Source organism: Pseudanabaena sp. 'Roaring Creek' (genome assembly GCF_001402795.1).
In the GTDB taxonomy this organism is placed as follows: Bacteria; Cyanobacteriota; Cyanobacteriia; order Pseudanabaenales; family Pseudanabaenaceae; genus Pseudanabaena.
In genome coordinates this window covers 1-2,929 of sequence record NZ_LIRE01000570.1, presented here as the reverse complement: position 1 = coordinate 2,929, position 2,929 = coordinate 1, and the positions used below count along the sequence as shown (strand labels likewise).

The following is a 2,929-nucleotide window of genomic DNA, read 5'->3' as shown; positions in this document are numbered from 1 at the left end:
TTGTCTATTCAGACATTAAAAGCCCTGCAATGCAGGGCTTTTAATGTCTGGATATAGCTATAGCCAAATAAGTTAAGACATAGAAACCAGAAGAGTGTTGCGGCGCTTAGCGCCGCAACACTCTTCTGGGTTTTGTTTTTGTCCTAACATAACTGGCTACTGCTATAGATACTGAGTAGATAAAAGTAGATAGACAAAATAATGGGATTAACCGCGACGGATGATTCTGTCTTTTTGGCTGACAATGAGTACTGCTGCAAAAATAAGACCGAGAACTACGCCACCAGCAACGAGGCTAAATAGGAAATTACTTAAGGATTGAGTCATATAGCTTTGTAGGTAAAGTTTTGATATACAGATTAAATACTTAACTTAAATACTTAACATAATTTTAGCATCAGGCGATCGTATAGCTATAGCCAAATAGGTTAAGACATAAAACCCAGAAGAGTGTTGCGGCGCTTTGCGCCGCAACACTCTTCTGGGTTTTGTTTTTGTCTCAACATAACTGGCTACTGCTATAACTTCTATTGCTGTAGCCGCTGGCGTTAGGGCAAAGTCGAAAAACAATACGAAAAAAATCAAAAAGCAGCAGCATGTCACAAGGCTATTCACAATGCCATTCACGATGCCATTTAGTGATTATTCCCTTTGTTTTGAGAGCGCACGATCCAATAACTAATTGATAGGGAAAGTACGGCGATCGCTAAACCCGTTAGGTCGCCATCAGCTTTGCTATCAAAAATAACGATTTTCCGAGCTACGGCTGTCAGCGCTGTGATCACCACTAGTTCGAGCTGAATTACATGCTGGCGAAGATAGGCTGTGATATTTTCCATGAGTTCCAATGCAATTAAGACATTGAGGAACATGCCAAATATTTTTAGAAGTGGTGCGGCAAATAAGAGACTAGGTTGGGTAAAGAACAAATCAACGATCAAAAATTTAAGCAGATCGAGGAGAGCAACGAAAATCACAAATACTAGAGCGATCGCTAATATTTTGGAAACAAAGTTTTCAATTTTGCCGATAGTTCTTAAGAAAACATCGTCTTTGCCTAACACTGTTACAAATTGCCACAAGTTTATAATTTGTCGCCTCAGTCTCATCATTAATCCTTACTACATAGTTTTTAAGGTCGTCGCATAGCTAAACCCAAAATAGAATTGCGGCGCTTAGCGCCGCAATTCTATTTTGGGTTTTACTTTTGTTCTAGGTTGCTACAGCTTGGGTTCACCGAATAACTGTAATTCCTGCATAGCAATCCTAAATCATTAACAAGAAAAAAGCTTCGACAGCGCTCAGCCATCGGTACATTTTGGCTGAGCGAAACCTCTCTCAACTCCCTTAGGATCGCTATAGGGCAATCCTAAAGGTTTGTGGAAGCGCCCCCCGAAAGGGAGGCGCTTCCACAAACCCAAAGATCTACAAATGATTTAGGACAGCTATACAAAGGATTATATTAAGTAAATGCATAGAATAAAACTGTATATTAATGATAGAATCATAGAATGTAGTCTATGATTTTGCCCTTCCTATGAGTTACCGCTTATCTGATTCTCAATTAGCCAGCCATATTACGCTGCATCAGTTGCAGGTTTTTGAGGTGGCTGCTCGGCATGGAAGTTATACCCGTGCTGCGGAAGAGCTATTTCTCACTCAGCCCACCGTTTCTATGCAAATTAAGCATCTAACTAAGGCGATCGGGATGCCCTTATTTGAGCAAGTGGGCAAGAAGTTATTTTTGACTCAAGCTGGTCAAGAGCTGTTCTCTACCTGTCAAGAAATCTTCGAGCATATTTCTCAATTTGAAATGAGTGTTGCGGATATGAAGGGCTTGAAACAGGGATATCTCAAGATTACGGTGGTAACGACGGCAAAATATGTGATCCCGCGACTGCTTGGTCCTTTTTGCCAGCGTTATCCTGGGGTAGAAATTTCGCTAAAGGTAACTAATCATAGTGGGGTTTTGGAAAGGTTATCTGAGAATAAGGATGATTTGTATATACTCAGCCAAGTCCCCGATGAGCCTGATGTTAAATCGCATCCTTTTTTGGCAAATCCCTTAGTTGTATTGGCAAATCACGATCACCCCTTAGCTAAGGAAAAAAATATCCCCATTCAGCAGCTAGCCGATCAACCTTTTATCACTAGAGAGTCGGGATCTGGCACTAGGGCGTATGTTCAACAGTTATTCGACGCGCATAAAATTACGCCTAAGGTCAAAATGGAACTTGCTAGCAATGAGGCGATTAAACAGGCGATCGCTGGGGGATTGGGGATTTCAATTTTATCGCGGCATACGATCGCCTTGGAAGGCGCATCGGGACAGATCGCTGTTTTGGATGTAGAGAATTTTCCGATTCCCTGCCATTGGTATGTGATTCATCTAGCTGGCAAGCAATTGTCTGTGGTTGCTCAGACTTTTCTAGAATATCTGCAAACCGAAGGCAAACAAATCGCTGAAGATACAACTTGGTAATTTTGTAATAGGGCTGTCGCCAAGTAAACCCCAATAATTGAATGGCGGCGCATTGCGCCGCCATTCAATTATTGGGGTTTATGTCCTAAGCAAATCTTACGTTGCTATAAAAGTAATAAAAAAGAGGGATTACTTAGTAATCCCTCTTTTTTATGCAAGGCGGCACCCAGATTCGAACTGGGGGTGAGGGTTTTGCAGACCCCTGCCTTACCACTTGGCTATGCCGCCAGACGGAGAACGATTATAACAAACTAAGGTAATTAGTTGCAAACAAAATATGGAAAATAAGTTGCTATGGTCGAAACTGTCTCAGCTAAGTAGCTAGGCGCAATTAGATATAAAACCCAAAAACCTGTAGCGCACGCGCAGCGTGCGCTACAGGTTTTGATTCTGGGCTTTAATTATGCTCAGCTACTTATAGCTGTCGCCAAGCGTATTAGGACAAAT

Annotated in this window: 3 protein-coding genes and 1 tRNA gene; 1 reads left to right on the top strand and 3 read right to left on the bottom strand. The window is 41.7% G+C overall.

Features of this window, described 5'->3' with window-relative positions; translation table 11 throughout:
* Positions 1 to 207: 207 nt before the first annotated feature.
* The gene (locus AC805_RS24820) at positions 208 to 327 is read right to left on the bottom strand and encodes a photosystem II reaction center X protein (RefSeq protein WP_072143649.1); all 120 of its coding nucleotides are present in this window, start codon (positions 325 to 327) and stop codon (positions 208 to 210) included.
* A 308-nt stretch (positions 328 to 635) separates the two neighbouring features.
* Positions 636 to 1,112 (bottom strand): phosphate-starvation-inducible PsiE family protein, encoded by a 477-nt coding sequence (locus AC805_RS16440; protein WP_055076418.1) that lies wholly within the window; start codon positions 1,110 to 1,112, stop codon positions 636 to 638.
* Between the two features lie 425 nt (positions 1,113 to 1,537).
* Here AC805_RS16440 and AC805_RS16435 point away from each other — a divergent pair, with 425 nt between their 5' ends.
* Positions 1,538 to 2,482 (top strand): LysR family transcriptional regulator, encoded by a 945-nt coding sequence (locus tag AC805_RS16435; protein WP_055076417.1) that lies wholly within the window; start codon positions 1,538 to 1,540, stop codon positions 2,480 to 2,482.
* Between the two features lie 157 nt (positions 2,483 to 2,639).
* Here the strand turns inward: AC805_RS16435 and AC805_RS16430 are convergent.
* Positions 2,640 to 2,710 (bottom strand) — tRNA-Cys (locus tag AC805_RS16430).
* Between the last annotated feature and the right edge of the window lie 219 nt (positions 2,711 to 2,929).

Bases quoted from the DNA above. Each gene is read 5' to 3' on its own strand.
- AC805_RS24820 (WP_072143649.1), bottom strand. From the start codon at position 327: ATGACTCAATCCTTAAGTAATTTCCTATTTAGCCTCGTTGCTGGTGGC.
- AC805_RS16440 (WP_055076418.1), bottom strand. From the start codon at position 1,112: ATGATGAGACTGAGGCGACAAATTATAAACTTGTGGCAATTTGTAACA.
- AC805_RS16435 (WP_055076417.1), top strand. From the start codon at position 1,538: ATGAGTTACCGCTTATCTGATTCTCAATTAGCCAGCCATATTACGCTG.